Raw genomic sequence first — 4,391 nt, forward strand, 5'->3', positions numbered from 1 at the left:
GCGTTGGAAAACGCACTGGCGCAAAACCGTTTACACCATGCTTATCTGTTCAGCGGCACTCGTGGTGTGGGTAAAACGAGTATCGGTAGGTTGTTTGCCAAAGGCTTGAACTGCGAAACCGGCATTACCGCGACACCTTGTGGTAAGTGTGATACTTGTCGTGAAATTGATGAAGGTCGCTTTGTCGATCTTCTTGAAATCGACGCGGCATCACGTACTAAAGTTGAAGACACTCGCGAACTGTTAGACAACGTTCAATACAAACCTGCTCGTGGACGTTTTAAAGTGTACCTCATCGATGAGGTGCACATGCTATCGCGTCACTCTTTCAATGCGTTGTTGAAAACCCTGGAAGAGCCGCCAGAGTATGTGAAGTTCTTACTCGCAACAACTGATCCACAAAAGCTGCCTGTCACTATATTGTCGCGTTGTCTTCAGTTTCATCTGAAACCAATCAGCGTTGATGATATTCACCAGCAACTTGATTACATCCTAGGTCAAGAGCAAGTTTCAGCAGAGCCAAAAGCGTTGGGTATGATCTCACATGCTGCAGATGGCAGTATGCGTGATGCTCTCAGCTTGACCGATCAAGCAATTGCTTTAGGTAACGGTGCGGTGCAAACCGATATTGTCAGCCACATGTTGGGGACGATTGATACCGACCAAGCGATTCACTTACTAGAGTCAATCAGCAGCAAGCAACCTCAACAAGCCATGGATAAAATCCAGCAATTAGCAGCAAATGGTGTTGAGTGGGATGGTTTGTTGCAGCAAGTCGCAACACAGCTTCATCGAATTGCGATGTATCAAGCGCTGCCAGCGTCGCTAGACCGAGCGCAGCCAGATGCAGAAAAAATCGAGTTGTTGAGTAAAGCACTAAGTCCGCAAGACGTTCAGCTTTACTACCAAATTGCATTGAAAGGTCGTGAAGATTTGACTCTCTCGCCAAATGGGCGAGTCGGTCTGGAAATGATTGTGCTGCGTATGATGGCGTTCCGCCCATCAAGTAACAGTGGGGCAAATGTTGTTTCCAGTAACTGCGAACCAGCTTCAGTCCCAGTTCAAAGTGCCAGTCAATCAAAGACTGCACCAGCTCGGACAGTAGCAGCTCCTCGAGCTCAGCAGCCGAGTCCAGCACAAAGCTCACCACAAGTGGCGCCTCAACCTTCATCCAATTCACAACCTGAATATCACGCGAGTGGATATGAGACGGTTCCGCCACAGTATGATATGGCGCCGCCGATGAGCGAAAACCCTGCACCGCAGCATGAAACACCACCTCAACAAATGCAAGAGAGCGTTTCAACACCAGCGCGCGGTGGTCTAAGCGGTTTACGTCACCAATTACGTTCTCAGCGTCAAGGCCTACAACAGAACACTCCTCAAAATGGTGGCTCAAAAAAGTCTAAAGCGGCATCTGCACAACCAGAATCGGTTATCGACCGAGTAGCGCAATTGCATGGCAATTCCGCGCAGGTGTCGCCAAACTTAGCTCCGAAGTCGACGGAGCCACAAGTTGAGGAAGCGTATCGCTGGCGTCCAAGCAAGCCTGTTGAGACAAAAGTAAATACAAAACTGACACCTACGCAGCTCAAGCAGGCACTTGAGCATGAGAAAACGCCTGAAATGGCACAAAAGCTCATCGATGAATCGTTAGAACATAATGAATGGGCGAAGCTAATCAGCTTAATGGAGATCCCTAAGCTGGTAGAGCAACTTGCGCTAAACTCTCATTATAGTAAGGAAGGAACAACCGTTTCGTTACTATTGAGAAGCAGCCAAGCTCATTTGAATACTGATAGAGCTCAAGCCGAATTGCTCAAAGCACTTAATACCGTGTTAGGTGAAGAGTGCCACATGAGCATCGAAATAGGGGAGAGTGGAGAAACACCACTTGAACTGAGAGATAGGCTCTACCAAGAGAAATTACAGCAAGCGCTGAACAGTTTAGAAAACGACCCAAATGTTCAATTTATTGAACGTCGTTTTGCTGCAGAGCTTGATAAAGATAGTGTGCGCCCTATCTAATAATCGAATGGAATGGGGTTGAAAACCCAAAGGTATAACCCCATTAATTGATGCAACACCTCATTAAACCAGAGAGATAAACATGTTTGGTAAAGGCGGTATGGGCAACCTAATGAAGCAAGCCCAGCAAATGCAAGATCGCATGCAAAAGCTTCAAGAAGAAATCGCGAATATGGAAGTAACTGGCGAGTCTGGTGCTGGCCTAGTTAAAGTTACTATCACTGGTAGTCACAGCGTACGTCGTGTTGACATCGATGAAAGTTTGATGGAAGACGACAAAGAAATGCTTGAAGATCTGATCGCTGCGGCGTTCAACGATGCAGCCCGTCGTGTTGAAGAAACTCAAAAAGAGAAAATGGCTTCTGTAACTGGCGGTATGCAACTACCACCAGGCATGAAAATGCCATTCTAATCTGCTGATATTTAATTAAGCGGACTTTTAATGCGTACCAGTCATATGCTGGAGCAATTGATGGAGGCCTTACGTTGTCTACCTGGGGTTGGCCCCAAGTCAGCGCAGCGTATGGCCTTTCATTTGTTACAGCGCGATAGAAAAGGCGGTTTGCAGCTTGCAGATGCGCTGAGTCAGGCAATGACAGAAATAGGTCATTGTACTGAGTGTCGAACCTTCACCGAAGAAGAAGTCTGTCACATTTGTACCAACCCAAAACGCCAAGAAAATGGTCAAATTTGTGTGGTAGAAAGCCCGGCAGACATCGCAGCCGTTGAAGCAACAGGCCAATATTCTGGTCGGTATTTTGTTCTTATGGGGCATTTGTCGCCATTAGATGGTATTGGTCCAAGTGATATTGGATTGGATGTCCTTGATTACCGCTTACGTCGCGGTGATATTACCGAAGTGATTTTGGCGACAAACCCAACAGTTGAAGGTGAAGCCACTGCCCACTACATCGCAGAGCTATGTAAAGAGCACCAAGTTGATGCCAGCCGCATCGCGCATGGTGTGCCTGTCGGTGGGGAGCTAGAGCTTGTTGATGGCACGACGTTGTCACATTCGCTATTAGGTCGACACAGAATTTAATAAAAAGCCGCTGAATTCAGCGGCTTTTTTGATTTTGGGAGTTAGGAACGATTAATCGTTCGATTCTTTACCAAGAAGGTTTTTGTAGATAACCGCACCAAGCACGCCACCCACAATAGGAGCAATCCAGAACAGCCATAGCTGAGAAACCGCCCAGTCACCCACATATACTGCGACTGCCGTGCTACGAGCAGGGTTTACTGACGTATTGGTGACAGGAATGCTGATCAGGTGAATGAGAGTCAAACACAGGCCAATTGCGATAGGTGCAAAGCCTTGTGGCGCACGTTTGTCTGTTGCACCCATAATGACAATCAGGAACATCATCGTCATGACAACTTCAGTCACAAGTGCAGCGATCATCGAGTATTGGCCTGGAGAGTGTTCACCATAACCATTGGCGGCAAAGCCAGAACCCACAACATCGAATCCTGCTTGTCCAGATGCAATAACGTAAAGCACGCCACCTGCGATAAGCCCGCCGATAACCTGTGAGATGATGTAGGGAGCAACGTCTTTTGTCTCAAAACGACCGCCAGTCCAAAGGCCAACTGTCACTGCAGGGTTCAAGTGACAACCTGAAATATGACCGATAGCAAATGCCATCGTCAGAACGGTTAAACCGAATGCCAAAGAAACGCCCAACAGACCAATACCCACTTCAGGGAAACCCGCAGCCAACACCGCGCTACCACAGCCGCCTAACACTAGCCAGAACGTGCCAAAAGCCTCAGCCAAATACTTATTCATGTTCTTTCCTGATCTTTAATTAAATGACCCGCTGAACATAGTCGAGAATTGTCAATAAATTGTGAGGGAGATCGCGCAAAAACCGCAAATGGAACGCTATGTGGCAAGAGTTCTCAAGGGTGAGATAAAAGGCTGAGGGGGAGTGCTAAATCTTGAGTTTGCTTTGATTACTGCCTCGGAGAGAAACAACCGAGGTACTAACTTTAAACGTGTGGTCTAGAGTCGCGTTACGTCAATTGTTCTAATTCAGTGATGTTGTCGAGTGCTTCTTGATTGGTGTTGCCGCATACAATCGGACACGGTTTAAAATCGTGACAGACTTTGGGGCGTTCAGGCTTACCAAATAGCTTGCACAAATTGTCGTCGTTGAGTTGCACACAACGAACACCTGCAGGTTTGCCCTTGGGCATTCCAGGTATTGGTGAAGAGATACTTGGCGCAATACAGCACGCTCCACATCCTAATCGACAATCCATAATGTAAACCTCTTAAAAATTAAGGGGGCAATTATGGTCATTTTGACGTGGATTGGAAGAGTGAAGAAAGAAAAAAATAAAAGGGCGCGCTTAAC

The 4,391-nt window shown here is 47.1% G+C and carries 5 protein-coding genes; 3 read left to right on the top strand and 2 right to left on the bottom strand.

Translation table 11 applies throughout. The features are described from left to right. The 3 genes from dnaX to recR form a co-directional block, all read left to right on the top strand. Nucleotides 1–2,028 (top strand): DNA polymerase III subunit gamma/tau (gene dnaX, locus CAG68_RS21340; protein WP_237667913.1); only part of this gene is annotated, 2,028 nt, incomplete at its 5' end. An 82-nt stretch (nucleotides 2,029–2,110) separates the two neighbouring features. Further along, a complete protein-coding gene (locus CAG68_RS21345) occupies nucleotides 2,111–2,440 on the top strand; it encodes a YbaB/EbfC family nucleoid-associated protein (RefSeq protein ID WP_005380618.1) in 330 nt (109 codons plus the stop codon). A 30-nt stretch (nucleotides 2,441–2,470) separates the two neighbouring features. Continuing rightward, complete coding sequence (gene recR, locus CAG68_RS21350) at nucleotides 2,471–3,070, top strand: recombination mediator RecR (protein ID WP_005380619.1); 600 nt, start codon at nucleotides 2,471–2,473, stop codon at nucleotides 3,068–3,070. A 51-nt stretch (nucleotides 3,071–3,121) separates the two neighbouring features. Here recR and aqpZ read toward each other — a convergent pair whose 3' ends face one another. Together aqpZ and CAG68_RS21360 are read right to left on the bottom strand one after the other, a co-directional pair. Then, nucleotides 3,122–3,820 carry an aquaporin Z gene (gene aqpZ, locus CAG68_RS21355; RefSeq protein ID WP_054866366.1) on the bottom strand — a complete coding sequence of 233 codons (699 nt, stop codon included), beginning with the start codon at nucleotides 3,818–3,820 and terminating at the stop codon, nucleotides 3,122–3,124. 227 nt (nucleotides 3,821–4,047) lie between these two features. Further along, on the bottom strand, nucleotides 4,048–4,296 hold the full coding sequence (locus CAG68_RS21360; RefSeq protein ID WP_017820793.1) for a YkgJ family cysteine cluster protein: 249 nt from the start codon (nucleotides 4,294–4,296) through the stop codon (nucleotides 4,048–4,050). Between the last annotated feature and the right edge of the window lie 95 nt (nucleotides 4,297–4,391).

The organism is Vibrio sp. V42_P2S4T144, from assembly GCF_009904715.1.
Classification (GTDB): domain Bacteria; phylum Pseudomonadota; class Gammaproteobacteria; order Enterobacterales; family Vibrionaceae; genus Vibrio; species Vibrio alginolyticus.

Coding starts and splice junctions, on each gene's coding strand:
- CAG68_RS21345 (WP_005380618.1), top strand. CDS start 2,111: ATGTTTGGTAAAGGCGGTATGGGCAACCTAATGAAGCAAGCCCAGCAA.
- aqpZ (WP_054866366.1), bottom strand. CDS start 3,820: ATGAATAAGTATTTGGCTGAGGCTTTTGGCACGTTCTGGCTAGTGTTA.
- recR (WP_005380619.1), top strand. CDS start 2,471: ATGCGTACCAGTCATATGCTGGAGCAATTGATGGAGGCCTTACGTTGT.
- CAG68_RS21360 (WP_017820793.1), bottom strand. CDS start 4,296: ATGGATTGTCGATTAGGATGTGGAGCGTGCTGTATTGCGCCAAGTATC.